The organism is Leclercia adecarboxylata (assembly GCF_035787115.1).
GTDB lineage: Bacteria > Pseudomonadota > Gammaproteobacteria > Enterobacterales > Enterobacteriaceae > Enterobacter > Enterobacter adecarboxylatus_E.
In genome coordinates, this window is the sequence record NZ_JALKTL010000003.1 from 293,687 (window position 1) to 319,723 (window position 26,037).

24 protein-coding genes and 1 pseudogene are annotated in these 26,037 nt (G+C 57.9%); 10 read left to right on the forward strand and 15 right to left on the reverse strand.

Going from position 1 to position 26,037, the window contains the following annotated elements; translation table 11 throughout:
* Positions 1 to 137 precede the first annotated feature (137 nt).
* Together MXM41_RS12240 and MXM41_RS12245 are read right to left on the reverse strand one after the other, a co-directional pair.
* Positions 138 to 716: a class I SAM-dependent methyltransferase gene (locus MXM41_RS12240; protein ID WP_325932214.1), complete on the reverse strand. Its 579-nt coding sequence runs from the start codon at positions 714 to 716 to the stop codon at positions 138 to 140.
* Positions 716 to 1,729, reverse strand: a complete 1,014-nt coding sequence (locus MXM41_RS12245; protein WP_325932216.1) for an HNH endonuclease — start codon at positions 1,727 to 1,729, stop codon at positions 716 to 718. The genes MXM41_RS12240 and MXM41_RS12245 overlap by 1 nt, the downstream gene beginning before the upstream one ends.
* 495 nt (positions 1,730 to 2,224) lie before the next feature.
* On the opposite strand from MXM41_RS12245, the gene MXM41_RS12250 reads away from it, so the two are divergent.
* Positions 2,225 to 3,085 carry a hypothetical protein gene (locus tag MXM41_RS12250; RefSeq protein ID WP_325932218.1) on the forward strand — a complete coding sequence of 287 codons (861 nt, stop codon included), beginning with the start codon at positions 2,225 to 2,227 and terminating at the stop codon, positions 3,083 to 3,085.
* 30 nt (positions 3,086 to 3,115) lie between these two features.
* Positions 3,116 to 3,751 (forward strand): hypothetical protein, encoded by a 636-nt coding sequence (locus tag MXM41_RS12255; protein WP_325932219.1) that lies wholly within the window; start codon positions 3,116 to 3,118, stop codon positions 3,749 to 3,751.
* A gap of 240 nt (positions 3,752 to 3,991) precedes the next feature.
* Here MXM41_RS12255 and symE read toward each other — a convergent pair whose 3' ends face one another.
* The 7 genes and pseudogenes from symE to MXM41_RS22840 all read right to left on the reverse strand — a co-directional run.
* The gene (gene symE / locus MXM41_RS12260) at positions 3,992 to 4,327 is read right to left on the reverse strand and encodes an endoribonuclease SymE (protein ID WP_325932220.1); all 336 of its coding nucleotides are present in this window, start codon (positions 4,325 to 4,327) and stop codon (positions 3,992 to 3,994) included.
* Between the two features lie 310 nt (positions 4,328 to 4,637).
* Entirely contained in the window at positions 4,638 to 4,913 is a 276-nt protein-coding gene (locus MXM41_RS12265; protein WP_325932221.1) for a hypothetical protein, read from the reverse strand.
* Entirely contained in the window at positions 4,897 to 6,036 is a 1,140-nt protein-coding gene (locus tag MXM41_RS12270; RefSeq protein WP_325932222.1) for a PAAR domain-containing protein, read from the reverse strand. Before MXM41_RS12270 ends, MXM41_RS12265 begins: the two co-directional genes overlap by 17 nt.
* A 298-nt stretch (positions 6,037 to 6,334) precedes the next feature.
* The gene (csiR, locus tag MXM41_RS12275; RefSeq protein WP_325932223.1) at positions 6,335 to 7,018 is read right to left on the reverse strand and encodes a DNA-binding transcriptional regulator CsiR; all 684 of its coding nucleotides are present in this window, start codon (positions 7,016 to 7,018) and stop codon (positions 6,335 to 6,337) included.
* A 45-nt stretch (positions 7,019 to 7,063) separates the two neighbouring features.
* Entirely contained in the window at positions 7,064 to 8,347 is a 1,284-nt protein-coding gene (gene gabT, locus MXM41_RS12280) for a 4-aminobutyrate--2-oxoglutarate transaminase (RefSeq protein WP_325932224.1), read from the reverse strand.
* A 17-nt stretch (positions 8,348 to 8,364) separates the two neighbouring features.
* Complete coding sequence (gene gabD, locus MXM41_RS12285) at positions 8,365 to 9,813, reverse strand: NADP-dependent succinate-semialdehyde dehydrogenase (protein ID WP_325932225.1); 1,449 nt, start codon at positions 9,811 to 9,813, stop codon at positions 8,365 to 8,367.
* A gap of 23 nt (positions 9,814 to 9,836) precedes the next feature.
* Positions 9,837 to 9,926: pseudogene (locus MXM41_RS22840) on the reverse strand (hypothetical protein); the annotation flags it as partial.
* Between the two features lie 493 nt (positions 9,927 to 10,419).
* On the opposite strand from MXM41_RS22840, the gene MXM41_RS12290 reads away from it, so the two are divergent.
* Genes MXM41_RS12290 through MXM41_RS12300 form a run of 3 tightly spaced genes read left to right on the forward strand, consistent with a single transcriptional unit; the run spans position 10,420 to position 11,974 of the window.
* A complete protein-coding gene (locus MXM41_RS12290; RefSeq protein WP_325932227.1) occupies positions 10,420 to 11,118 on the forward strand; it encodes a hypothetical protein in 699 nt (232 codons plus the stop codon).
* A complete protein-coding gene (locus tag MXM41_RS12295; RefSeq protein ID WP_325932228.1) occupies positions 11,115 to 11,543 on the forward strand; it encodes a hypothetical protein in 429 nt (142 codons plus the stop codon). The genes MXM41_RS12290 and MXM41_RS12295 overlap by 4 nt, the downstream gene beginning before the upstream one ends.
* 5 nt (positions 11,544 to 11,548) lie before the next feature.
* Positions 11,549 to 11,974: a FosA8 family fosfomycin resistance glutathione transferase gene (locus MXM41_RS12300; protein ID WP_325932229.1), complete on the forward strand. Its 426-nt coding sequence runs from the start codon at positions 11,549 to 11,551 to the stop codon at positions 11,972 to 11,974.
* 85 nt (positions 11,975 to 12,059) lie between these two features.
* Here MXM41_RS12300 and MXM41_RS12305 read toward each other — a convergent pair whose 3' ends face one another.
* Genes MXM41_RS12305 through MXM41_RS12320 form a run of 4 tightly spaced genes read right to left on the reverse strand, consistent with a single transcriptional unit; the run spans position 12,060 to position 16,806 of the window.
* Entirely contained in the window at positions 12,060 to 12,881 is an 822-nt protein-coding gene (locus tag MXM41_RS12305) for an alpha/beta hydrolase (RefSeq protein WP_325932231.1), read from the reverse strand.
* 30 nt (positions 12,882 to 12,911) lie between these two features.
* Positions 12,912 to 14,522, reverse strand: coding sequence for an MFS transporter (locus MXM41_RS12310; protein ID WP_325932232.1), 1,611 nt, complete (start codon positions 14,520 to 14,522; stop codon positions 12,912 to 12,914).
* On the reverse strand, positions 14,519 to 14,929 hold the full coding sequence (locus MXM41_RS12315) for a DoxX family protein (RefSeq protein WP_325932570.1): 411 nt from the start codon (positions 14,927 to 14,929) through the stop codon (positions 14,519 to 14,521). Before MXM41_RS12315 ends, MXM41_RS12310 begins: the two co-directional genes overlap by 4 nt.
* Before the next feature lie 5 nt (positions 14,930 to 14,934).
* The gene (locus tag MXM41_RS12320; RefSeq protein WP_325932233.1) at positions 14,935 to 16,806 is read right to left on the reverse strand and encodes an amidohydrolase; all 1,872 of its coding nucleotides are present in this window, start codon (positions 16,804 to 16,806) and stop codon (positions 14,935 to 14,937) included.
* Positions 16,807 to 17,044: 238 nt separating this feature from the next.
* Between MXM41_RS12320 and MXM41_RS12325 the strand changes: the two genes are divergently transcribed.
* The 5 genes from MXM41_RS12325 to MXM41_RS12345 are packed head-to-tail and all read left to right on the forward strand — an operon-like array spanning position 17,045 to position 24,317.
* Complete coding sequence (locus MXM41_RS12325) at positions 17,045 to 17,737, forward strand: hydrolase (RefSeq protein ID WP_103823317.1); 693 nt, start codon at positions 17,045 to 17,047, stop codon at positions 17,735 to 17,737.
* Positions 17,738 to 17,797: 60 nt separating this feature from the next.
* Positions 17,798 to 18,007 (forward strand): DUF1427 family protein, encoded by a 210-nt coding sequence (locus MXM41_RS12330; RefSeq protein ID WP_325932234.1) that lies wholly within the window; start codon positions 17,798 to 17,800, stop codon positions 18,005 to 18,007.
* Positions 18,004 to 18,261 carry a DUF1427 family protein gene (locus MXM41_RS12335; protein ID WP_325932235.1) on the forward strand — a complete coding sequence of 86 codons (258 nt, stop codon included), beginning with the start codon at positions 18,004 to 18,006 and terminating at the stop codon, positions 18,259 to 18,261. Before MXM41_RS12330 ends, MXM41_RS12335 begins: the two co-directional genes overlap by 4 nt.
* A gap of 26 nt (positions 18,262 to 18,287) precedes the next feature.
* The gene (locus MXM41_RS12340) at positions 18,288 to 18,656 is read left to right on the forward strand and encodes a response regulator (protein WP_325932236.1); all 369 of its coding nucleotides are present in this window, start codon (positions 18,288 to 18,290) and stop codon (positions 18,654 to 18,656) included.
* A gap of 57 nt (positions 18,657 to 18,713) precedes the next feature.
* A complete protein-coding gene (locus MXM41_RS12345) occupies positions 18,714 to 24,317 on the forward strand; it encodes a trifunctional serine/threonine-protein kinase/ATP-binding protein/sensor histidine kinase (RefSeq protein WP_325932238.1) in 5,604 nt (1,867 codons plus the stop codon).
* Here the strand turns inward: MXM41_RS12345 and MXM41_RS12350 are convergent.
* Complete coding sequence (locus MXM41_RS12350; protein WP_325932240.1) at positions 24,309 to 24,926, reverse strand: response regulator transcription factor; 618 nt, start codon at positions 24,924 to 24,926, stop codon at positions 24,309 to 24,311. The two genes, MXM41_RS12345 and MXM41_RS12350, sit on opposite strands and share 9 nt — an antisense overlap.
* Before the next feature lie 724 nt (positions 24,927 to 25,650).
* Positions 25,651 to 26,037 carry a VOC family protein gene (locus MXM41_RS12355; RefSeq protein WP_325932241.1) on the reverse strand — a complete coding sequence of 129 codons (387 nt, stop codon included), beginning with the start codon at positions 26,035 to 26,037 and terminating at the stop codon, positions 25,651 to 25,653.

The window sequence follows — 26,037 nt, forward strand, 5'->3', positions numbered from 1 at the left end:
CGCAAGACCCAACATATCAAACTATGCAGGCATAGAATCAGGACCAGACCGTAATCTTTGCAAGTGCCTTTTGTTGAAGAGAAAGATGTGTACAGGCTAATCAGCAAATCATGAGAAACTTGCCAGCCATGTGTCGGTTAACCCCTCATCAATACCGCATTAACCCAAACTTCATTACGCATCGGCCTTTTATCTCGCGTCATCCAAACCTTATCTACCTTAAGCTCCGCAACATGTACCACCAAAGCTCGCAATTCCACCTCATTTACATCCGTAAACCGCCGACCATCAACTTCTCGCTCCCCAGCCCCATACTTAAACGACACATACCAAACCCCGCCAGGCTTAAGCGCATCCACAAGCTTCCGCATTACCCCTAGAAGCTCAAGCGAGGGGACATGCAACAGCGAAGCACAGCACCAAATCCCGTCAAACTCTTCCTTCCAGTCCACATCCGCAAAGGTCATCACCTGAACCGGCAACCCTGTATGCTCCCGCGCCAGCTCAACCATCGCAGAGGACGCATCAAACGCTTCCACCTGATATCCCATTTCCAGAAACGCCTTCGCATCACGCCCTGAACCACACCCTGCATCCAGCACACGAGCCCCCGGAGCAAGATGTTTGGTAAAGGTCTCGTAGAGCGAGGACATATCGACATTTACCGTTCCGTCGAAGAAGGTCTGCGCATTGTCCTGATAGTATTTAAGCGTCATTAGAATATGGCCTCGCCTTCGGCTTTCGGTTCCCAGGTATGGAACAGCCTCACTTTGGCAGCGTTCCAGTTATTTTCAAGAAATTTTTTCCGCGTGGCAGGCTGCTTTCCGGTCTGCTGGACAATGGTTTCATGCAGTGGAAGTTTACTCTGGATAAAATACTCGTTGCGGGCATTTAACCGTTCCAGGAGTCTACTTCTCGGCAGGCGAGCAGATTTACCCTCTACGCCGCGATTGCAGCATTTGCAGGCCAGCACCAGATTCCACACGCCATTGATATTGGCGACTTCATCGCGTGCCGCCCACGGAATAAAGTGGTCAACGTCAGCCAGGTCAGGATCGCCAGGCGTGAGGCTGATAGGTTTGAAACAGTAGAAGCAGCGTCCTTTCTGGTAGCCGTTTAAACTGTCGCGACAGCTGGTGATATCAACCCGGCGCGCATTCACGCGACTGAACAGCAACTGATTGTCTTCATCGAACTCCACGCCAACAAGGTTGTGGGAAACGCCCATCGCCCAGGCTTGTTCGACCAGGTTCCAGCGCGCAGTGGTTTCAAATGCCAGGTTCTGATACTGCAGACGCTCGCCCAGATGGAAGAAATTATCCGTCAGGCGGATGCCGTTATGGGTTTTACGCTCATCGATGAAAAAACGTTTTTCGATCTCGCCGCCATTCACATTGTGGAAGGCATCAATCACGTTGGCAAAGCCTCGCCGCACCGTGGTTTCAATCAGCTGGTTATGAGAAATCTCATTGTTATTAAACTGCACGCAGGTTTCCAGGAACTGGCTACGGCTCGAGGTGATCTGCTTTGGGGCGTGTTTCAGATGTTCGCAAAGATGGCGGCTGAACGGCACGGCGAGTTCATCGAGGGTGATGAGGTCGCTGTCTGTCTTATCGATCTCATACAGGGCATGGGCAAGCGCGAACTTGTACGATGCGACGTTCTTTCCAAAAAGAATCACCCCGCGCCAGTAGTTCTCCAGCGTAGGGTCAGCCTGGTAAAAATCCATCAATGAAATCCTGTTACGGTGGGGGAGGTAGCTAACTACCGAAACCTGTAACGAGATCACATAACAAATGAAAGGTGATGTAAACCGTGAATCAATGGATTTGATGAATTTGTGAACGGCTGCAAATGAAAAGTTGTGCGCTGGTTGACTGACATCACTAAATGGCGACCATCGGCGCTTTCAGGGGCATCAGAATCAGGTAGACCTTCATCATCTTCACTCCGACAGTCGTTCCCATGCTAAATAGCCGGAGCAGTCAGGAATTAATAATAATATTTAACTTACGGGGCGTTTTTAACTCATCCAGAGGCTTCACTAAATAAAAAATTAACCATCAACGCTAATCAAGTAATTACCTCAGGCTCATTACCTTGCATTTTATATACGCCAAACACCCCGCATTTTATCCTCCCCAACTCCGTTTATTAGTAGTTGCCTAACCCGGGCAAAGCCATATCATTCTGCCGATAACAACTCTCAATTCAGGTAATAAAGATGAAAGACGCGTGGCTGGATACGTGCTCTATAACTATTCAAAACTTCGTGGAGCGTTCTACGAGGCTACAGCCAGATAATCTTGACCTGGAACTGGTCGAAAAAATCGATTTTGACTACCAGATTAACTTAAGTCTCCATTTTCGCATTGAGACGACAGATCACACGCAGGTAGGAAGAGTCAGCGCCGGGAGCGGCACCCGCGTTTTTACCAGTACTTTCCAGTACGCCGAGGCGCTTCAGGCTGAAACCAGCGCGGTCTTGTCCCGGGCAGAAACACTGCGTGAAGCTCAGGCGCTGGTGCTTTCCCAGCCGTACGGGGCACTTGAAAAAGAGCAGGAAATCTATTCCCACCCAACGCACCTCTGTTTAACTGAAAACTGCACTAACTGTAATGGACGCGGGCAGGTCAATTGCTCCTGGTGCTATGGTACTGGACGCGTGAGCTGCACCACCTGTGGTGGAAGCGGGCAGGTGCTGGAACAGCGTAGCCATTTCGATCACTACACCAATCAGTATCGCACGGAGAGCCATTACCGGATGTGCTACACCTGCACAGGCGGTAAGGTGAACTGCGGCCACTGTAGCGGTTCGGGAAACCAGCGCTGTTCACCCTGTGAGGGAACAGGCGAAACAACCCGCATTACCCGGCTGGCCAGTATTGCCGTGCCTCGTTACCAGCTGATCTATCATCGTGAGGATGTGCCGACGTTTATTAAAGATGGCCTCTACAAAGCGGGCATCCCGGAACTGGCGAGTTATGGCGCCGTTGAGCTGGCAGATTCCAGTATTGATGAGGGTTTGCGTAACGTTAATTTTATCTACAACGCCAGCGTACCCTTTGCCCGATTTACGAGTTAGCTGCGCCAGGCCCAGCTTGCTGAACAGCCTGTGAAATGGATCGTTTACGGTCGTCATCCGCAGATACTGGATGCGGGACATGTCGTTGAGTTGATGCTAAAAAACGATCTTAACGAGCTTGTCTATCGAACCACCAGAGGGAAATTGCTGAATCCGCTTGTTGCGGCGTGTAGCCGTAAAACGGTGGCCACCTTTATGGAATCGGAAGCCCATCAGGAGATGCTGGATGCGAACCGCAAGGGTAAATCCGGGGATATGCTCCGCGAAGCGATGAATCGTGGAGTGACTACGACCTATATTGATGAAGCCCTGACCAGCCTGCAAGCCGTTACGCAGGCTGTGCAAAACTGGTCGGTGGTGAAGTGGGCACTCTTCAGCGCTGTCATTATCTATCTGTTTATACCGCTTATGGCGATATCTGGTTCAGCGACATTGCGACAGGACGGGTCTATCTTACGCCGTTCCTGCGCTGGGATAATCAGCATAATTTACTCGCTTCCCTGGAAGTACTGGCGCGTTACTGTGGCTTGTTTATTGCCATCGCTGCCGTTGTTATCTCTTTCGTGGGGTATTTATGGCGCAGGGGCTGGGTCCGCTGGCGAATGGGCCAGCATCTGGCTAAGTGGGCGGTTAATCAGAAGATTTTACGTAGCGGTTGGTTTGTGAGCCTTCTTCTCACCAGCCTGCTTACTGTTTGCCTGCTGCTGTTTTTCCCGATCTGGGTGACAAATGAGGGAGAACTCTTTGGGCAGTACTCCTTAATTGAATTACTTCGCTGGGTTGCTCAGTCCTTAAGGTAATACATCCAGGGCACCCGGTATGTTTTCAGGGAGCCTTTCGTTTTACCTGACAGCCTTTCGCAACCAATAAAAAAGGCGCCCACCGGCGCCTTAATTATTCAACCGCTTATTGAGCCTTTCGAAGCTTCCCGGAGATCACCCCAACAAAGTCCATCACCTGCTGTTGCTTCTGGTCCGACAGTTGGCTCACTTCACGCATCAGCTTTTCAATCTCCGGCTCTCCCTGCCGGGATGTCAGTATCATGCAGCCCTTCATCACCTTCACATCCACCTTCGTTCCGGTGCTGAACCCGGCTTCATTGAGCCATAGGCCTTTCATAATAAACGCCGGGATGCGGGTGTAATCTCCATACCGCGTCGCATAACTTACGGTAAATACCCGGTCGTCAGCGGCAAAGACTTCTGGTTGCAGTGATTCTGCAATACAATCGATATCAGTCATGGTTACTATTCTCTCTAAATAGTGATTGTGATGAGCGATACGGGCATGTTGGCGCATGCCCGTATTGCGTTAAATAACACCTGTAAATCTAACCAGTAAATAAAAATAAGTCCAGATTAATATAAAACGTAATAAGCGTTATTTGGCTGCTTTTAAATATTAATGTTGTGAATGGTTGTTGGTGTAATAATCATTGTCTTAGTCAATGACCTTGAATAAAAAAGGCTGGTACTTACCAGCCTTTGAAAATAACTTATTTAGTGAATATGAAGAGGTTTGCTCAATTAAGAAACGTTACATTACATCCACATCATCTTACCTTCTTAAAAATAAGCAGAATGAGTGGTACGCAAATCGCAAACCCGTAAATTGCAGCATCAAAAACTATATCAGTAGCTTGCAGGATAGAATCAATAGAAGCATGGTATTCATTCAACGGTACAGGATTAGAAAACTGCATACTTTCATTTTCGCTGAAAGCAGAAAATGACAACGTTGCCAGCGCCAACCCGAAGAAGTAGCAAAGCGATACAAGGCAGATTCCGCCCCATCGGATAAGAGTTTTGGTTCTACTTGTCATTGTCATAAGATCCACCTAATACGCCGCCCATTGTGCCGCCTGAATACGGAGATAATGAATCTCCAGTGGCTGCGGATTCCGCTGCGACATGCTGAATCACACCGCCGCGAGTTTCCTGAAAGGGTTGCAAGTTGCCTGAGTTTGGATATTGCTCTTTGAATGCGCTTGTCATCTCAACGACAAGCATTGAGGACATATCACTACCTTTTGCGATGAGGAATTTTTGCAGAGACACCGGAATGGTGAAGTCTTCCTCAGCTTCGATAGGGAGTTGTGTCGCCGTTGATATGTACCCATGCTCGAAGACTGTCGAACCAGCAAATTTAATGCCTGCCACCGAATGAGTAGTACAGTTACTACCTGTCACATCATAACCGTTAATAGTACGGCCTCTTCTTCTGGTCGTTTCAGGCATGTTTGACGTTTGGATAGCAGGCTTGCTGTTGTTCCACAGGTCTTCAAAAAAATGTCTTGTCCTCGCAGGATCTGCGTCGTCTATGCGAAAGACACGGGCATCCATTTGATACAATTCAGAACGATAGTAAACCCTTGCGTCTTCGTCTCCCAGGAAGTTAAGAATACCATCCCCAGCAAACCCTCCGGGATCGGTTCTTCCGTAACGCCCGTATGTGTAGAGGTAGATATTGTTATCCTCATGCACCGAAACGAAAGCATGACCTGCGTTTTTGGTTTCAGTCCAGATATACACGCCGTTCAACAGCGCGTTATCTTCTGGCCTGCAGGTGCCAGCAAATCGATTTTGCTTTTTCATCCTTTGAGCATGCTGTTCCGGTTCGACAGATGTATCAGCCCATGAAGGAGAATCAACTTCAACTGTGGCTGGAGCAATCAGGAAATTTGTTCCGGCAGGGCAACCGCAGACAACCGGGGAACCATCTACGGCAACGGCTGTCCCCATATTTGACTGTCTGACATCACCTGCTGCAATAACGCCTGGTTTTCCACATTTGGGGCAGGGGGAAGTTTTATCTCCGATATAGAGCTGGAGTTTTCCCATCACTGAAAACCCAGTTCGGCTTGCGTAACAGGTTGCGCCCGTCGACGTTTTATCACCATCAAGCCCGACGTTTTTACCATGAACAATACAGCCTCTGTTTACTGTTATCATCGCAGAACTCCTTTATTTATTACGGTGGAGTCGTAAGCATTTATTTGAGCGCAAAGAGGCCTGAATTTTTCGCTTGTGATTGTAAGAGGGGGCGATAGTGAAAGGAGTCAGGTCAAATCCGACCAGCATATTTGAAGAAAGTTTATTGATACAGTGCTGCATAAGTCCCTCTGCGTATTGTTAATGTCATCCTGATGGTCATTTTACAAGCATTAACCATAAGAACAATACGCACTAAACTTAAGTGAAACTGTATCAGGCAGTTTTCATCAATCAGGAAATATAAATCATAATCAGGTTAGATATATGTACTGTCCCCCATCGCCCCCCGAATTATCGGAATCGGCGTCAACAAATGCTGATACATCAGTTCCCCCGCCTTATCCGCATCCCGCGCCAGCACCGCATCCATTAACTTCTGATGCTCCACATGCTTCTCTTCTAACATCGCAACAGACAAAACCGTCTTGCGCAGCCACACATACCGGTACCGCGCCGCCAAATCAAACAGCCGTTCCCGCATCTGCATCAAATACCGTGAACCACACCCCGCCACAATCGCCGTATGAAACGCCTGATGGCGCTGGTCCCACTCGTCCAGCATCGTCTCGCTGGCGTCGCGGGATTCCAGCTTGTTCAGCAGGTGTGCCCGGGCGAGCAATTCCGCTTCCCACTCTTCGCCACCGCGTTCGATGGCAAGGCGGACCAGCATCGCCTCCATGTTGGCGCGGGCGTCAAAGATATCGAGCAGCTCCTGTTCGGACATGGGTGCCACCCGGTAGCCTTTCTGGTTAATGACCGTGACCAGCCCCTCGGCAACCAGCTGCGACAGCGCTTCGCGCAGCGGGCCGACACCCAGCTCATACCGTGACGTCAGCAGGCTCATGCGCAGCTTCTCATCCGGGTGATAGACGCCGCGGATAATGTCGTTCTTCAGCCAGCGGTAGCCGTCGATGGCCGTCGCCTGGGAAATGATGGTCATGGTCCTGCTCCTTGAAGACTGCCCGGTTGGCACCGGGCATAAAGATTAGCCCTGCTTCGCCTCGTCAAAACACTCAGCGATAATCGCCAGCCCCTGCTGAAGCTGCGCCTCTTCCACGGTTAGCGGCACCAGGATGCGCAGCACGTTATGGTACGGGCCGCAGGAGAGGAGGATTAACCCCTTATCCCGCGCCCGGGCGACAATCTGCGCCGTCAGGGCGGCGTCCGGTTTATGGTGGTCGCCCTCTTCGAACAGCTCGATGGCGATCATCGCCCCCAGGCCGCGAACGTCGCCGATCTCACGGTGTTTTTCAGCGATAGCCAGCAGCCCTTCGCGCAGGGTGTTGCCCAGCCTGTTGGCTTTGCCCAGCAGATCTTCCTGCTCAAACACCTTCATTACCGCCAGCGCGGCGGTGCAGGCGATGGGGCTGCCGGCGTAGGTGCCGCCCAGCCCGCCCGGGGCGATGGCGTCCATGATGTCGGCGCGGCCGGTGACGCCCGCCAGCGGAAAGCCGCCGGCAATGGATTTGGCAAAGGTGGTGATATCCGCCGCCACGCCCATCTGCTCCATGGCGAAGAAGGTGCCGGTGCGGCCTGCGCCGCTCTGCACTTCATCGGCAATCAGCATGATGCCATGCTCGTCGCACAGGTCGCGCAGGCGCTGCATAAAGGCAGGGGAGGCGGCATAGAATCCGCCTTCACCCTGGACGGGCTCGATCACGATGGCGGCGATATCCTCCGGCGCGGCATCGTTCTTAAAGATGCGATGGATGCTGGCGATGGCGTCGTCATCGCTGATGCCGTGCAGGGCGCAGGGATAGAGGGCGCGATAGACGTGGCCCGGCATCAGCCCCATGCCCGCCGAGTAAGGGTTCACCTTCCCGGTGAGCGACAGGGTGTAGTGGGTGCGGCCATGATAGGCCCCGGTAAAGGCAATGGTGCCGTTGCGTTTGGTGGCGGCGCGGGCAATTTTCACCGCGTTCTCCACCGCTTCGGAGCCGGTGGTCACCAGCAGGGTCTTTTTCGGGAAATCCCCGGGCACTTTCTGGTTCAGGGTTTCGCAAAGCTCCAGATAGGGTTCATAGGCCAGCACCTGGAAGCAGGTGTGCGACAGCTTTTTCAGCTGAGCTTCTACGGCGCTGACCACCTCGGGATGCAGATGCCCGGTGTTCAGCACCGCGATGCCCCCGGCGAAATCAAGATACTCACGGCCTTCGACGTCCCACACCCGGCAGTTCTCGGCGTGGGCGGCAAAGATCGGATGGATCTGGCCCACGCCACGGGGGATGGCATTGCTGCGACGCTGCATTAACGCTTTATTGCTGCTCATTGAAATCTCCTGAAAGATTAAAGGCCGATGCACATATATTTGATTTCTAAGTAGTCTTCAATGCCGTATTTAGACCCTTCCCGGCCCAGGCCAGAGGCTTTGATGCCGCCGAACGGGGCCACTTCGTTAGAGATAATGCCGGTGTTGATCCCGACGATGCCGTACTCCAGCGCCTCGCCCACGCGGAACACGCGGCTCAAATCGCGGGCATAGAAGTAGGCGGCGAGGCCGAACTCGGTGTCGTTGGCCATTGCGATAACCTCCGCCTCATCCTTAAAGCGGAACAGCGGCGCCAGCGGGCCGAAGGTCTCCTCTTTCGCCACTTTCGCATCACCGGGCACATCTACAAGAATAGTCGGCTGGAAGAAGTTGCCGCCCAGTTTATGCTGCGATCCGCCGGTGATAATGCGCGCGCCTTTATCCACGGCGTCGGCAATATGTTCTTCGACCTTATCGACCGCCTTGCTGTCGATCAGCGGCCCGATGGTGACGCCCTGGGTCAGGCCATCGCCAATCTGCATGTTATCCACCGCCTGCTGGAGCTTTTCGGCAAAGCGATCGTAAACGCCGTCCTGCACGTACAGGCGGTTGGCGCACACGCAGGTCTGCCCGGCGTTGCGGAACTTGGAGGCCAGCGCCCCCTCCACGGCTTTATCCAGGTCGGCATCGTCAAAGACAATAAAGGGGGCGTTGCCGCCCAGCTCCAGCGAGACCTTTTTGATGTCCTTCGCGCACTGGGCCATCAGCTGGCGGCCGATTTCGGTTGAGCCGGTAAAGGAGAGCTTGCGCACCAGCGGGTTGCTGGTCAGCTCGTTGCCGATGTCGGACGCTGAACCGGTAACCACGTTAAACACGCCATCGGGGATGCCCGCGCGGCTCGCCAGTTCGGCCAGCGCCAGCGCGGAGTAGGGCGTCTGGCTGGCGGGTTTGAGCACCATGGTGCAGCCTGCCGCCAGTGCCGGGCCAGCCTTGCGGGTGATCATCGCCGCCGGGAAGTTCCACGGGGTGATGGCGGCGGTGACGCCAATCGGCTGCTTAATCACAATCAACCGCTTGTCCGCCTGATGGCCCGGAATGGTGTCGCCGTAGACGCGTTTTCCCTCTTCGGCGAACCACTCGATAAAGGAGGCGGCATAGCTAATCTCGCCTTTCGCTTCGGCCAGGGGTTTGCCCTGTTCGAGGGTCATCAGCCGGGCCAGATCGTCCTGGTTCGCCATCATCAAATCGAACCAGCGGCGCAGAATGGTGGCGCGCGCTTTGGCTGTGAGCGCGCGCCAGGCGGGCAGGGCGCGATTCGCCGCCTCAATCGCCTCGCGGGTCTCACCGGCACCCATTTTCGGCACGCTGCCCAGCGTCTGGCCGTTCGCCGGGTTGGTGACGGCGAGCGTCTCAGCGCTGTGGGCGTCGCACCACTTTCCTTCTATAAAAGCCTGCTGGCGGAATAAGCTGGGATCGTTGAGTTGCATGATGGCTTCCTGTCTCAGAATGATTAACGGGTATACGCGGCGTGTAAGGTCTCCACACGACGGCTTTGCAGCGAACGCCCGGGGTTATGCTGACTGGCGAGCAGGGTGTCCAGCGGGCGTGGAGACTGCACGCATGTCGTGCCATAAATTAAAAATATCTACATTCTGGAGAAATTGACCTGTTCCGGAGTGATTGTTTGAGTTTTGTGATGAGTGCATGAAAAAGGGCGAAATGGAAGGGAAAATGGGCATTCAGGTGGACATCTAACCGCCGCTATTAGCCAGCGGTTGGGCTACGGCAAGGATATATACCTTCTGTAGGGATCATTATTTTGCGTTTATATATGCATATAGCGGTAAAGAAGCCATTGCCCGGCGGCGCTGCGCTTGCACGGGCCTACGGTTTGTAGTTTTGTAAGCCGGGTAAGCGCAGCGCCACCCGGCGTGAAGGCTAATGAGAAATACAAAAATATTTCTCCTCGTTCCTGATTCGGGGCAACTAAGCAATCCAGGACAACAATGAATTCCGAATGATTAAGTCTGGCATAGACAGCAATAAAATAAAGTACGTACTATCACAGCCTTACTTATATAAGGATATATATTGTGAGCTCAAGAAAAGATATCAGGGATGGTGCCGACTTCGATCATTCCTCAAGAGGGCTTATTTATACTGATGTGCTGGGTTGGGTAGATATGGGCCATGCGCGTGGTGATGATGTTGAAGAACTTCGCAGACAGTTCATTCAGGGTGAGGGTAGCGGGCGGGATTATTATGCTGTGATGTATCGGCAGGATATGCATGTAGCAAAATTTGGCTCTCGACTGAGTATTGGTAGGTTTGCCAGATGGAAAATCAAACGTGGCAGGGATATGCATGATATCAATAGTATGATGTTGGCGATGATGATGAGTTCCGCGTTGAATTTCGAAGATTTACAAAGCCTTCGGCTATTTACCTGGTATACCGATAGCGGCTTTAGCGGAGAAGATTTAGTTTCTGATTTGTTTGGATTCTATCGTGCTATCAGACCCGGCTTCTATGCCGCCCAGGTGAAGCCTGTAAGCTATGAATCTGCACTACGGCGATGGGATTATTATGGAGCTATTGGCTCTTTTAAAAATCGTGGCTTTAAACCCATCATTTTTCCTGATCCGGACGACCCTTGTATTAAGCATGAGCCCTATATCGCTGAGCTGCCCATGTTTATGAGATGGTTGTATCCCTGGGATGATTTTACTTCTGGCATCGTTAATGCTCTTACTGAAAATGGTACAGCATTTGGATATACAGGGGGTAGATGATGCGCTTTACCTTTATTAGATACCTCATTGTTTTTTCCCTCACAGCCTTAATTCTCTTTTTTCTGTTTCTCTACCTCATCGCATCTGACATAAACGAGATGACGGTCTATAAAGAAACCGATCGCTATCATTATTACACTCTCACCTATAATGAAATTCAAAACGCGCCGAGAATTTCCCAAAGTTACTACTTTGAATCTCAACCCGGTGACGGATACCCTCCTTCGAATGCCATCATTTTCAAAGATACGACTAATGCCGAACCGCTTCGGGTCTACCTCGCCGATTTAGGCTATATCAAAGAAAAGCGAAGACAGCGTGAAATGGAAGTGTGGTGCCAGCCCAACAAAGCGTGCAAAAACCGTTTCTATTTATACCTCGATAAACATGCTAAAGAAGTGACATTAACAAATATCCAGGACTAGCCCTCATGCTCAACGCCCTCAACCACCTCACCCTCGCCGTCAGCGACCTGCCCGCCAGCATCGCGTTCTGGCGCGATCTTCTCGGCCTGCGCCTGCATGCCGAATGGCACACCGGGGCCTATCTCACCTGCGGCGATCTCTGGCTCTGCCTCTCTTATGACGACACGCGAAAATTCATCCCGCCGCAGAACAGCGACTACACCCACTACGCGTTCTCCATCGCGCCAGAACATTTCGACACCTTCTCGCAAAAGCTAAAAGACGCGGGCGTTACCGTCTGGAAAGAGAACAAAAGCGAAGGGGAGTCGTTCTATTTTCTTGACCCGGACGGGCACAAGCTGGAGCTGCACGTGGGGGATCTGGCCGCGCGGCTGGCGGCGTGTCGGGAGAAGCCTTACGCGGGGATGGTTTTTACCTCAGACGAAACGTAATGTGCCCGGCGGCGCTGCGCTTGCACTGGCCTACAAACCATGTAGGCCGGGTAAGCGAAGCGCCACCCGGCAACAAACTTAACCCTTACAGCGATTTCACAAACGTCAGCAGGTCTTCGTTCAGCTGGTCCTGATGCGTCAGCGCAAAGCCGTGCGGCGCATTGTCATACACCTTCAGCTCCGCGTTGCCAATCAGCTCCGCTGCCAGCTTGCCGGTGGTTTCGAACGGGACGATCTGGTCGTTGCTGCCGTGGATCACCAGCGTTGGCACGTCGACTTTCGCCATATCCGCACGGAAGTCGGTTTCGGCAAAGGCGGTCACGCAGTCCAGGGTGCCTTTCAGCGAGGCCAGCAGGGCGATGTTCAGGGTCTGGGTCAGGCCGCCTTCAGATACTTTCTGCCCGGCGTTAAGGCCGTAGAACGGAGTGGCGAAATCGCTGATGAACTGGGCGCGATCTTTCAGCAGCCCGTCGCGAATGCCGGCGAAGACCGACTGATCCACGCCCTGCGGGTAGGAGTCAGACTTGCCGAAGATTGGCGTTACCGCCCCCAGCAGCGCCAGGCCAGCCACGCGGTCGGTGCCGTAGGTGCCGATATAACGGCTGACGTCGCCGCCGCCCATAGAGAAGCCCACCAGCGTCACGTCGCGCAGATCCAGCGCGGTGATCAGGTCGTTGATGTCGGAGGCAAAGGTGTCGTAGTCGTAGCCATTCCACGGCTGATCCGAACGGCCAAAGCCGCGGCGGTCAAAGGCGATGGCGCGGAAACCACGCTCGGCCAGGTAGTTCAGCTGGCTGTCCCACATGTCGGCATCCAGCGGCCAGCCGTGGCTGAACAGCACCGGCTTACCCGCGCCCCAGTCTTTGTAATAAATCTGCGTGCCGTCTTTCGCTTTGATCGTAGCCATAGTCTCTTCCTCAAAATGTTGTTTTAGGTTTTAAACCGGCGCCACCAGATAACGGGTCGCCGGGGGTGCATCGCCCTGATGAAAAGCCAGCACGCGGCTTTGCAGCAGGTGGTCATTCATGGTGTGTCGCTCCTGCAGGCGCAGGTGTTCAACCCAGGAGCCCAGCAGGAAGGTCTCGATATACAGGCCCGGCCGGTCGATATCTTCATACACCGCCCAGCTCATAGCCCCCGCCCGACGCCGTACCCGACGCAGCTCGTGTACCGCCTGCAGGAAATCCTGCACCGCTTCGGGGTCAACAACATACTCGCAGGAGACCAGTACCGGGCCACGCTCGTTGGGGATGTTCTCCCGGGCGTCATCGGCGATAAGCCCGCTGGTGTCGAGGTTCAGGTTGGGATCTTTCTCCAGTTTCCAGCGCAGTACGGTGGCGCTCGCCAGCAGCATCCCCACCGTTGCCACGCAGAGGGAGGTGGCGGTGTTAAAGTGCGAGGCAATCTGCCCCCAGATGGCGCTGCCCGCGGTCATCGAGCCGAAAAAGACCGTCAGATAGACCGCCAGCGCCCGGGCCTTCACCCAGCGTGCGGCGCTGCGTTGCGCCCCCAGGTTGAGGGTGGAGAGCACCGCGATCCACGCAAAGCCGGTGAAAAACTCAAACAGGTTCAGCAGCCAGAAGTGACGCACAAAGGCCAGCGCCAGCATGGTAATAGCAAAGACCAGGCTTGCCGCCACCATCAGCCGGTCGGCGTTCAGGCGCTGGCGCAGACGCGGCAGCAGCACCGCCCCGGCAATCGCCCCCAGCCCGATACAGGCCAGCATGATGCCGTACCCCGCCGGGCCGAGACCCAGCTCCCGGCGCGCCACCAGCGGCAGCAGCGCCCAGCCCGCGCTGGCGAACACAAAGAACGCCACGGTACGAATTAAGACGTTACGCAGCACCGGGGCCGCGTGAACGTAGCGCACCCCGGCGCGCACCGCCGAGAAGAAGTGCTCCGGCGGCAGGCGCTGCACGTTGAGCGCCGGCTTCCAGCGCCAAAGCACCCAGGCCACCCCCAGCACCGACAGGGCGTTGAGCAGGAACACCATCCACGGCCCGGCCAGCGAGAGCAAAAAGCCGCCCAGCGCCGGGCCGATGGCGCGGCTGATGTTTACCCCCAGCGAGTTGAGGGCAATCGCCGGTCCGAGTTCCGCCTTGCTGACCAGATCCGGCACCACCGCCTGGAACGGCGGCGAGCTCATGGCGCTGCCCACGCTCAGCAGAAACGCCGCCACCAGCAGCACCGTCGGCGTCACCTGTCCGGTAAACGACAGCACCGTCAGCCCCGCCGCGGCGATAAACACCCACAGCTGGGAGAAGAGCAGGTACTTGCGGCGGTCGACGATGTCCGCCATCACCCCGGAGGGCAGGGCGAAGAGGAACATCGGCAGGCTGCTCGCGGCCTGCACCAGGGCGATATCCAGCGGATCGGCGCTCAGCGTCAGCATGCTCCAGTTAACGCCGACGTCACTCATCCAGGAGCCGACGTTCGACACCACCGTGGCGATCCACAGCATACGGAACACCCGCTGGTGCAGCGGCTGCCACGTCGACATCGCCGGGGCAGGCGGGTTTTCGATGTGCGCGTCGGTCACCTGGGTCATGCGAATCTCTCCGTTAAGCGCGAGCGCACCCGCCATGCGCCGGGACCGGTGATGGCTAGGGTGGTGAAGATAATCAGCAGCAGCCAGCCGAACTGCCCCTCTGCGATGGACCAGTCCGGGTGCACCGCCAGCATCGCGACCAGCAGCACGCCGATAATCGGCACGCAGGCCAGCCGGGTCGCTACGCCGAACAGGATCAGGATCGGGCAGACAACTTCTGCAAAGATCGCCGGGATCAGGCTGAAGTACGGCCCGAAACCAAAGGGATCTTCGATCCGCGTCAACTCTTCACTGAAATGAAACACCTTCGGCAGACCGTGCACGTACAGCAACAGCAGGCTGCCGGTGATGCGCAGGAAAAACAGCCCCAGATCGATCCGGGGCAGAGTCTGTTGGGTTGAGTTCATCATGATCAGAACGCGAAGCAGCTGCAGCCCAGCGCCCCCCAGAAAGCGTTATCGTCAGACACCGGCATCTCTGCGGTGCGGGCAAAGTCGTGGGCGTGGTTGTGCACGCCGCACGGACCGCTGCAGTGGTGCACGGGGTTCATCCCCACGCGGGCAGCCTGCGGTGGCGCACTGCGGTAGTGGCCCGGCACCTTGACCACCGGCGACCACTCCGGCAACACCGGAATGGCAGGCGGCGACAGCGGACCGAAGGCGCCTGCGGCGTAGACGATATCGCCATCCACCACCGTCAGCACCGACTCGATGCCCTTGATCTCCTCTTCCGGCACGCGGAAGAAGTCTTTGCTCAGCACCGCCAGATCCGCGAGCTGGCCTTTTTTGATCTGACCCTTCTGGTTCTGTTCGTTCGAGAACCACGCGCTGCCCTGGGTCCAGAGCATCAGGGCGGTGTCGCGATCCAGGCGGGCGCTGTGATCGTACAGCTGCATCCCGCCCACGGTACGCCCGGAGACCAGCCAGTAGAGGGCGGTCCAGGGGTTGTAGCTCGCCACGCGGGTGGCGTCGGTGCCCAGGCCCACCGGCACGCCGGTCTCCAGCATCTTCGTGACCGGCGGGGTGTGGCGCACCGCGTCCATCCCGTAACGCTCGGCGAAGTACTCCCCCTGGAAGGCCATGCGGTGCTGCACGGCAATGCCGCCGCCCAGGGCCTTGATGCGGTCGATGTTGCGCTGGGTGACGGTCTCGGCGTGGTCAAAGAACCAGTGCAGGCCGTCGAACGGGATCTCGCGGTTCACCTTCTCAAAGACGTCCAGCATCCGGCTGATAGACTCGTCGTAGGTGGCGTGCAGGCGGAACGGCCAGCGATGCTCCACCAGATGGCGCACCACGCGCTCCAGCTCGTCTTCCATCCCCGGGGCCAGATCCGGGCGCGGCTCGAGGAAATCCTCGAAGTCGGCGGCGGAAAACACCAGCATCTCTCCCGCGCCGTTATGGCGGAAGAAGTCGGTGCCCTGGCCCGGTTTGAGCATGTCGGTCCACTTCTCAAAGTCCTCCAGCTCGTGGCCGGGGCGCTGGGTGAAGAGGTTGTAGGCGATGCGGATGGTCATCTGCTTTTTCTCGTGCAGCTCGGCAATCACCTCGTAGTCTTCCGGGTAGTTCTGGAAACCGCCGCCCGCGTCGATGGCGCTGGTTAAGCCCAGACGGTTCAGCTCGCGCATAAACTGGCGGGTGGAGTTCACCTGCTGCTCCAGCGGCAGTTTGGGTCCTTTGGCGAGGGTGGAGTAGAGGATCATGGCGTTCGGACGGGCAATCAGCATCCCGGTCGGGTTGCCGTTGGCGTCGCGCTGGATCTCGCCGCCCGGCGGGTTTGGCGTCTCTTTGGTGTAGCCCACCACCTTCAGCGCCGCGCGGTTGAGCAGGGCGCGATCGTACAGGTGCAGGATAAAGACCGGGGTATCCGGCGCGGCTTCGTTAATTTCATCCAGGGTCGGCATGCGGCGCTCGGCAAACTGGAATTCGCTCCAGCCGCCCACCACGCGCACCCACTGCGGGGACGGCGTGCGCAGGGCCTGCTCTTTTAACATCCGCAGGGCGTCGGCCAGCGAGGGCACCCCCTCCCAGCGCAGCTCGAGGTTGTAGTTCAACCCGCCGCGGATCAGGTGCAGGTGCGAGTCGTTGAGGCCGGGAATGGCGGTGTGGCCCTTCAGGTCCACCACTCTGGTGGCGTCGTCGTGGTACTGCATTACCTCGGCAACGGTGCCTACCGCAAGGAATTTGCCGTCACGCACGGCCACCGCTTCGGCGAGGGGATTTTCACGATCGACGGTATGAAACTGGCCATTCACCAGAATCAGATCTGCTTTAGCAGAGGAAGTCATAACTGCTCCTGACTGAGAGGGGGAATGGTCAGGATTATTGGAACCGGTTACTGAAAAAAACCAGTTATACAAAGGGATAGGTATACCAAAGTATAACTATACCGACGTATAACTATACGAAAGGTTAATTATACAAAGAGATAATTACCTCCGGGGCGAGAGAGACATAGGATGCACTCAACGCATCGTCAACGCGTGGTGCGGCGGATTTCACCTGTTAACCTCAATGGATACCATTATGTCTAACTCAAAGCTCGAAGTGTTAACCCCGGATAACTGTCAGATCATCTTCATCGACCAGCAGCCGCAGATGGCGTTTGGCGTGCAGTCTATCGACCGTCAGGTGCTGAAAAATAACGTGGTAGCGCTGGCGAAATCGGCCAAAGTGTTCAATATCCCGACCACCATCACCACCGTTGAAACCGAAAGCTTCTCCGGCAACACCTTCCCGGAGCTGCTGGACGTCTTCCCGGGGAAAGAGATCCTGGAGCGTACTTCCATGAACTCCTGGGATGACCAGAAAGTGCGTGACGCCCTGGAAGCTAACGGCAAGAAAAAAGTGGTGGTTTCCGGCCTGTGGACCGAAGTGTGCAACAACACCTTCGCCCTGTGCGCAATGCTGGAAGGCGACTACGAGATCTACATGGTGGCAGATGCCTCCGGCGGCACCTCTAAAGAGGCCCATGACTTCGCGATGCAGCGCATGATCCAGGCCGGCGTGATCCCGGTAACCTGGCAGCAGGTGATGCTGGAGTGGCAGCGTGACTGGGCGCGTAAAGAGACCTACAACGCGGTAATGGATATCGTGCGTGAACACTCCGGTGCTTACGGCATGGGCGTGGATTACGCCTACACCATGGTGCACAAAGCGCCGTCTCGCCAGAAGAGCGAGCACGAAACCCTGGCCCCGGTTCCGGCCCCGGTCCGCTAAGTTCGACGCGGCAGGCCGGGCCCCTCATCCGGCCTGTCGCTGACCTCTCTGGAGTTCACCATGAGTACTGGGTTAATTTCCCTCGCGGCAGGCGTGCTGATCGGCCTGCTCTACGCGCTGCTGAAAGTGCGTTCTCCGGCGCCGCCCGCGCTGGCGCTGATCGGTCTGCTGGGGATGCTGGCCGGCGAGCAGGCCACCCGCCATTTTCTGCATGCTGACGACACCGCGCAAAAGGCGCCCGTCACCCTCACCACTGGAGCCTCGTCATGAAAGCCTGGGTCGTTTCGCTGAGCTGTGGAATTCTGGCAGGGGTGATTTATGCCGTAATTGATGTACACTCGCCCGCGCCGCCCGTCGTTGCGCTGATGGGGCTGTTTGGCATGCTGGTGGGGGAGCAGCTGATCCCGATTGGCCGCCGCCTGTTCAGCCGCCAGCTGACGATGACCTGGTTTCGTCACGAATGCGTACCCAAAATCAGCGGCACTCCGCCTCCACCCCGTCCTGGCGACGGTAGTGAGGGTTAATCACGATTCATTTGAGGAACACGAGCATGCCGCAGCGCATAGCCATCATTGATGATGAACGGTCTGTTCGCAGCGGGTTAAGCAACCTGCTGCAGTCGGAGGGGTATGCCACACAGGCCTTCGACTCGGCGGAGGGGTTTCTCAGCCATCCCACCGCGCTGACAGACGCGGCGCTGGTGATTGCCGACATCCGCCTGCGGGGGATGAACGGTCTGGAGATGCTCGACAGGCTGCACCTTATCGCCAGCTCGCCGCCGCCCCTTATTTTTATCTCCGGTCATGCGGATGACAACATAGAGCGCTACGCTTGCGAGAATGGCGCCGTTGTTTTTCTGCGTAAGCCGATTAATGTCGATGTGCTGCTGGCGCATATTCAGCGCGCGCTCGCCACCTGACAACACCTGCACCGTTATCCCACGAGAACCATTAATCAAGAAAAATAAGGAAAGTGGATGACTAACCCATCGCTGCCTGCGCGCTGGCCTGCCCCCGGAAATTTATCCGAAGGGCGGGCTTTTGTGCTTAAAGAAGACGTCATTTTTACCCCGCTGGGCCAGGAGGGGAGCCTCTGCTGGCTGAATGCCCGTCTGCCGCGTTCCGGCGGGTCGTTTATTATCGCCACCGCGGTGAGCGATGAAGAAGAGGCCAGCGCAACGCGCCTGCTGCGCAACGAGTTTGCCCTGCGGGAGTACCTGAGCGATGAGTGGGCCATCCGCCCCGTCGCCAGCACGCAGTACCACGGGCGCTTTGCACTGGTTTATGCCCCGTTTTCGTTTGTGCTGTTAACCCGGCTCGTCGGCGCACCGATGGCCTGCATCCAGAGCTTTCTGGAGCTGGCGATCCGCATCAGCCTGCCCCTGCGCCTGATGCATCTGCGCAACCTGGTGCACGGGGATATCAAGCCCGGCAATATCTTTATTCACGAGGACAACAGCTGTCGGCTGGGGGGCTTTGGCCTGTCGTCCGGCATCTCGGAAGAGCTGCAGCAGACGCGCCTGGCCATCGTGGGCGGCACGCCCGCCTACATGTCGCCGGAACACACCACCCGCACCCACCGCACGGTGGACAGCCGCAGCGATCTCTACAGTCTCGGGGTGGTACTTTACGAGCTGCTCACCGGCAGCCTGCCCTTTGAGCTGGGCGGCGAGGATCAGGGCAAGTGGGCGCACTACCACATCGCCTCTGAACCGCGTGCCCCGGGGGAGGTCTGCCCCGGCGTGCCCGCCATGATCTCGGCCATTGTCCTCAAAATGCTGGCGAAAAAACCGGAGAGCCGTTACCAGACCATTGATGGCCTGATTGCCGACCTCCGCCGCTGTCAGGCCACCCTGAGCGACGAGGGGGATATCGCCGCCTTTACCCCCGGTTTGCAGGATCGCTCTCCGGCGTTTCACCTCACCGACACCCTTTATACCGCCCATCCCCAGGCGGCGGATCTGATCCACGCTTTTGACCGGGTGTGCCGCGACGGCATCGCCGGGTTCATGGCGATCGGCGGTCCGTCGGGGATCGGTAAATCATCGCTTATTGCTTCGGCGCTGAAGGCCCTACAGCACCGCAACGTGCTGCTGGCGGTGGGCAAGGTGGATCAGTTTTCCCCCACGCTGCCCTACGCGGCGCTGACCTCGGCGTTTCGCACCCTGGTGCTGCACCTGCTGGGGCTGTCGGCAACGGAGGTGGCGCAGTGGAAGACCCGCCTGTCCCGGGAGCTGGAGGGCTATGAAGCGCTGGCCGTCAGCCTGGTGCCGGAGCTGCGGCTGCTGCTGGACAACAAGCCGCGCTTCTCCAGCGACACCTTCTCCATCGACGCCCGGGCGCGCTTCAGCCACATGGTGCTGGCGCTGGTGAAAACCTTCGCCAGCGCGGGCAGCCCGCTGGTGCTGCTGCTGGACGATATTCACTGGATCGACGCCGCCAGCCTGCAAATTCTGGAGTACCTGCTGACTAACGCCAGCAACGTGCCGCTGCTGATGGTGGTGGCGCACCGGGACGCCTGCCCGGCACTGGACGGTACCCTGCATCAGCAGCTGGCGAGCCTGCACCGGGCCTCGCGCAATACCACCGAGCTCCGTCCCGAGCCGCTGTCGGTGAAGGCGGTGTCGCGCTGGCTGGCGAACATCTTTCATACCCGCTCCGCCAGCACCGCGGATCTGGCCGGGCTGATCCACGAGAAAACCGGCGGCAACCCGCTGTTTGTGCATGAGTTCTTCCGCCGGATCGTGGATGACGGGCTGGTGACGCACAATAAATATCAGGATAAGTGGCACTACGATCTGCACGCCATCCGCACCCGGCACTACACCGAAAACGTGGTCACCCTGGTGCTGCAACAGCTGGAGGAGATGCCGGAAGAGACCCGCCGCCTGCTGGGCAGCATCGCCTGTCTGGGCGGCAGCGGCGATCTGGAGATGGTCTGCCGGGTGGTGTCGATGTCGGCGGCGGAGATCCGCTATGCCCTGCATCCGGCGGTGACGGCGCAGCTGATCACCCTCAGCGCCGAAGGCTACGCCTTTACCCACGACCGGGTTCAGGAGGCGGCCTTTGCCCTGCTGGACGACGCCGAGCGCAGCCGTCTGCACCTCACCACCGCCAGCCTGCTGGCGGAGTCGGCCCGTCAGGCGGCGGGCAACGAGGTCCTGTTCCGCGCCGTCCACCACGTGACGGCGGCGCTGGACTGCATTCAGCCTGCGCCCCAGCGCCAGATGTTCCGCGAGCTGAGCCTGCTGGCGGCCCGTCGCGCCCGCCGCTCGGGAGATTATCTGTCGGCCCTGAGCTACATCCAGACTGCCCGGGCGCTGGGTAACGCCGGTTCCGCCCCCGAGAGCGCCAGCGACTTTATTCTCGACAGCGAAGCGGCGGGCTGCGAGTTCGCGCTGGGCAATCTCGACAACACCCGCAGGCTGTGCGACCGCATTCTCGGCTCCCCCGGCGGGCTGGCGGAGAAAGCGCTGGCGGCCAACCTGCTGTCTGAGGTCTATATGCGCCAGTCCGACAACCGGCTGGCGCTGGAGGCGGCGCTGTGCTGGCTGGCGGTGTTTGGCATTCACGTCAGCCGCTTCCCGGAGACCGCCGAGTGCGACGAGGCCTGGCAGAGCCTGTGCAACCGCGTGGGCGATAATCCGCAGGACCATTTTACCCGGCTGCCGCTGATGAAAAACGGCGACACCGAGGCGGTGATGAACCTGCTCAACAGCGCCAGCCTGTTCGCCAGCTTTACCAGCTCGCGCCTGCATTTCATCCTGCTGTGCCGGATGATGCACCTGACCCTCGATCACGGCATTACCGGCGCCTCCACCACCGCGATGGCGTGGTTCGGGGTGCTGATTGGCCACCGCTACGCCGAATACCGGCTCGGCTTCCAGTACGGTACTCTGGCGCGGGAGCTGGTTAACCGTCACGGCTACGACGCCTTTGAGGCGAAAACCCTGCTGCCGCTGGATCAGCTCAGCGTCTGGACCCAGCCGCTGAGTTACACCATCGAGTGCGCGAAAGCCTGCTTTACCTCTGCCGTGACCCACGGGGATATGACGGTGGCCTGCTTCGCCGCCTGCCATCAGGTGATCAACTTCCTCACCCGGGGGGATCACCTCGACGCGGTGTTGATGAGCATCGAGCGCGGGCTGGCCTTCGTGCGCAAGACCCATTTCCAGGACGTGGAGGCGATCCTGCTGATCCAGCGCCACTACGTGGAACACCTGCGCACCCCGGTGAGCGGCGAGTGGAGCGCCCGGGAGGTGCTGCCGCAGTCCCTGCTGCCCGCCACCCCGGAGCAGGCCACGGAGCAGACCTCCACCATGCTGTTCTGGTTCTGGCTCTACCGCGGCATGGCCCATTTCGCCTGCGGCGAGTTCCCCCAGGCGGCAGATAACCTCGCCCAGGCCGGACGCTTTGCCTGGTCCGCGCCGGGCCATATCCACCTGCTGGATTACCACCTCTACAGCGCGCTGACCCTTTCGCAGCAGCTGACCCCGGAGACGTTTTCCGCCGATCTGCGCCGGCAGATCCACCGCCATTACGACAAGATTGCCCTCTGGGCGCGGATCAACCCCGGCACCTTCGCCGATAAAGAGGCGCTAATCTACGCCGAGATCGTGCGTCTCGACGGCATGAACAGCATCGCCCTCGAGCAGTACGAGAAGGCGGTGCGCCTGTCGCGCGAGGGGGGCTTTAATCCGTTCAACGCCCTGGCCCACGAGCTGGCGGGCCGCTTCGCCCACGCCTGCGGCTACACCACCGCCGCCGAGGCTCACTTCCGCGGGGCGATGACCGCCTGGGGACGGGCGGGAGCGCAGTCCAAGATACGCCAGCTGGAGCGGGATTTCCCTTATCTGCTGGCTCCCGGCCAGGCTAACGCCTGGGACACGGTGGCCTTTGCCCGTAACGAGGAGATCCGCGATCTGCAGAGCGTGATCAAGGCGTCGCGCGCCCTGTCGGAAGAGATCAACCTCGAACGGCTGATCGAAACCCTGATGACTATCCTGCTGGAGCGGGCCGGGGCGCAGCGCGGCTTTTTGCTGCGGGTCAATGACAACAACATCCCGGAGATCGAGGCCAGCGCCAGCACCACCACTGACGGGGTGCGGGTGCAGATCCGCAAGGACGTGCCGATGGCCACCGAGATGCCGCTGACGGTGCTGGCGGCGGTGATCCGCACCGGCCAGGAGATCCACACCGGCAAGCCGGAGGAGTTTCACCCCTTCAGCCAGGACCCGTACCTGGTGACCTCCGGCGCGGCGGTGATGTGCGTGCCAATGTTCAAGCAGGCGCGGCTGGTGGGGGTGCTGTATCTGGAAAACCGCCTGATGCCGGAGGTCTTTACCGTCGAACACTCCCGGGTGGTCAGCCTGCTGGGGGCCCATGCCGCCATCTCGCTGGAGACCGCCCGGCTGTACGCCGAGCTGCTGGAGGAGAACCAGCAGCGGCGTCGGGTTGAGAAAGAGCTGCGCGCCAGCCAGACCTCGCTGATGCTGGGGGAGCAGATCAGCCACACCGGCAGCTGGCGCTGGGAGCTGGAGCAGGATCTGATGTTTATGTCAGAGGAGTACGCCCGTATTCTGGGCCTGCCGGAGAAGCAGAAGATGATCTCGATGGCGGAGTTTCTGACCTTCGTCCATCAGGATGATTATCCGCGCATCAGCGCCCTGGTGACCGAGAGCGTGCGCGACGGCCTGACCATGCGCGCCGAGTTCCGCATCATCCGCGCCGACGGCGCCGTGCGTACCATCCTGGGGATTGGCGACCCGGTGGGGGTGGGCAGCGAGGTGAACGAGTATTACGGCATCATCACCGACATCACCACCCAGCGGACGGCGGAAGACGCCATGCGGGTGGCGCAGGCGGAGCTGGCCCGCGTCTCGCGCGCCACCACCGTCGGCCAGTTAACCTCGTCCATCGCCCACGAGATCAACCAGCCGCTGATGTCGATTGTCGCCAACGCCGGGGCGAGCCTGCGCTGGCTGAACCGCGATCCGGCCCGGCTGGATAAGGCCCGGCTGGGGCTGGAGGAGATTGTCTCCGAGGGAGAGCGGGCAGGGGAGATCATCCGCAGCCTGCAGTCCCTGACCCGCAAGCAGGATCCGGCCTTCGCCCGCATCGATCTGCACCATCTGGTGCGGCACATCATCACCCTCTCGCGCAGCGAGCTGGAGCGGCGGAGCATCAGCGTCAGCTATGCGCTGGCGGCGGCGAAAAGTTTTATCGTGGCTGATAGCGTGCAGATCCAGCAGGTATTGCTGAACCTGGTGATGAACGCCGTGGAGGCGATGGCGGAGATTAAGGACCGTCCCGGCATCCTGTTGCTGTCGACCTCGAACCCGGAAGGCGGGGGGATCACATTTGAGATTGCCGACAGCGGTACCGGCATCGCGCCGGGGCAGAGCGAGCGCATTTTTGACTCGTTCTACTCCACCAAAGCGCAGGGAATGGGGGTGGGGTTAACCATCAGCTACAGCATTATCGAGCGTCACCGCGGCAAGCTGACGGCCCGCAATCGCGAGCCGCACGGCTGTGTCTTTGCCTTTACCCTGCCGCTGGCAGAAGGCGAGGCGTCACTCTGACGGCTGGCTTCTGGTCAGGCGCTCGGCGGCCCTGACCAGATCCGCCAGCGAGCGGGCCTGCATCTTATCCATCACCCGTCGGCGGTGCACTTTGACCGTGATTTCACTTACCCCCAGCTCGGCGGCGATCTGTTTGTTCAGCATCCCGCTGATCGCCAGCTGCAGCACCTCCTGCTCGCGCGGCGTGAGCGAGAGATGGCGCTGCTTCAGGGAGTACTGCTCCCGCAGCTGCAGGGCGTTCTCTTCCGCCAGCTTCAGCGCATCGCCAATGCAGTTCAGCAGGTCGTTCGAGGCCACCGGCTTGGTGAGAAATTCGTAGGCGCCGCCCTTCATCGCCTTCACCGTCATCGGAATGGTGCCGTGGCCGGTGAGATAGATTATCGGGATCTCGCGCCCGCTGGCCTTCAGGGAGTCCGCCACCTCAAACCCGCTGATGGTGGGCATCTGCATATCGAGGATCACGCAGGAGGGCACGTCTTCAAAGCTGTGTTGCAGAAAAGCTTCTGCCGAGGAAAAGTCGAGGGCATTCAGCCCGGCAGACTCCAGCAGCCCGACCACGGACCGCCTGACAGCGTGATCATCATCAACGACGTAGACAATGTGTTCCATTAATAGCCCCAATGATTCAGCCTGACAGAGATGAGAGGATTTCCTCAACGTGAAAACCACCTCCGTACTGTTCAAGCGGTTATGGCGGCAGCTTTCGAACGCAATTACTCTAACACATTAATTATCATTATCATTTAACAATATGATAACTGTATGAAAGTGAGGGGGGAGTATTCAAAACCGCTTTTCACACTGGGTAAGCGTAGGTCAGAACGGGTTAAATTGTCGGCAATTGAGGGGGGTTACAGCCATTTTTTAATCGTTGCACGGACAATCCCCTCTCCCCTTGGGGGAGAGGGTTAGGGTGAGGGGAAGCATGCCGCTATTGGTGGTGGTTCCGTTCACTTTACGTTCTGTATTTCTCTGTCAGGCACGTCACCCGTGAACGTGCCAGAGGGGCTCGCCGCCTTCCCCCTGGCAACCCCGGCTCCCGGCAAAGAAAATCGCCGCTTCGCGGATTGTTCGCCCCATCCCTGGGGCTCACCCCTTCGGTGCCAGCGCAAGCGTGTCCAAAATTGCTCCCGGCAATTTTGTCTTCGGCTTATTCCCTCCGGCTATCGGGGCGGGCGTGATCCTACATCCATGTAGGTCACGCCCTCTCGGCGCGTCCCTGCGCCTCGCCCCGGCCTGCGGTCAACGCCTCAGCGATTTTCAGCCGGACCAGGGAGCCGCTTTAAGTCTTTTTTATTATCCTGTGATTATTCCATTGCTTTACGATAACGAATTACTCCCCCACAAGCTCAATACGGTTCCCGTCCGGGTCCGCAATCACCGCTTCATAATAGCCGTCGCCGGTCATCCGTGGGGCGCTCAGGAGCGTATTACTCAACCGCGCCTGCTCCGCCATCCGATCCACATCCGCCTTGCTGCCGACGTTCAGGGCGATATGCGCCCAGCCGACAAACTCCGGGTGCGACGGGCGCTCGGGCAGATCCGGTACCGTCATCAGCTCGATGGTGGGACCATCGCTGAGCGTAATGAAGTACGATTCAAAGCCAGGCCGGTTTTTGCTGAGGTAGCGGTCGTTACGCTGGCCGCCAAAAACGGTCTGCCAGAAGTGAACCTGAGCGTCCAGGTTACGGGTCCAGAGTGCGACGTGTGCAATATTCAT